Source organism: Paenibacillus sp. F024, assembly GCF_057814255.1.
In genome coordinates this window covers 1-318 of the sequence record NZ_JBVASZ010000120.1, presented here as the reverse complement: position 1 = coordinate 318, position 318 = coordinate 1, and the positions used below count along the sequence as shown (strand labels likewise).

1 protein-coding gene is annotated in these 318 nt (G+C 60.1%); it reads right to left on the bottom strand.

Annotated elements, in window-relative coordinates; translation table 11 throughout:
* Positions 1–318 (bottom strand): hypothetical protein (locus tag ACZYR9_RS27635; RefSeq protein ID WP_488981497.1); only part of this gene is annotated, 318 nt, incomplete at both ends.

Genomic DNA, 318 nt, shown 5'->3' with positions numbered 1-318 from the left:
CGCTTCCGCCTCTGCTTCCGCTTCTGCCTCTGCTTCCGCTTCCTCTTCTGCTTCTGCCTCTGCTTCTGCCTCAGCCTCTGCTTCTGCCTCTGCTTCTGCTTCAGCTTCTGCATCTGCTTCTGCCTCTGCATCTGCTTCTGCTTCTGCTTCCGCTTCTGCCTCAGCTTCCGCTTCTGCCTCTGCTTCCGCTTCAGCCTCTGCTTCAGCTTCTGCTTCCGCTTCTGCCTCTGCCTCCGCTTCTGCCTCTGCTTCCGCTTCCGCTTCTGCCTCTGCCTCTGCTTCCGCGTCAGCGTCCGCTTCAGCTTCTGCGTCTGCTGC